General features: G+C 53.5%; 1 pseudogene. It reads right to left on the bottom strand.

From position 1 onward, the window contains the following. A pseudogene (locus EDM56_RS30775) lies at window positions 1-332 on the bottom strand (amino acid permease); the annotation flags it as partial. Between the last annotated feature and the right edge of the window lie 29 nt (window positions 333-361).

The raw sequence follows: 361 nt of genomic DNA, 5'->3' as shown, positions 1-361 counted from the left end.
TACCAATAATTCCAGCCGAGCGAGAAGCCGAGGGCCGGATCGACGAATTTGGAGGCATAGGTGCTAAAGGAGCCAGTCACCGGCATGAAGGTGGCCATTTCCCCCAAGCTGGTCATGAGGAAGAATACCATCAAGCCGCTAAGTATATAAGCTGTGAGCGCCCCGCCTGGTCCAGCCTGATTGATTGCGGCGCCGCTCGCCAGAAAGAGACCTGTGCCGATGGCCCCGCCGATGGCGATCATGGATAAATGTCTTGTGCGAAGTCCCCGATGCAAGTGTTGCTGTGAAGGCGAATTTGTTTTAGGTGGAGTAGATAATGGAGAATGGGCCATAGGATACACCTCTTCGCATCGTTATTTTC

The sequence above is a fragment of the Brevibacillus fluminis genome (genome assembly GCF_003710825.1).
GTDB lineage: Bacteria > Bacillota > Bacilli > Brevibacillales > Brevibacillaceae > Brevibacillus_D > Brevibacillus_D fluminis.
This window is presented reverse-complemented; position numbering and strand designations above follow the sequence as displayed.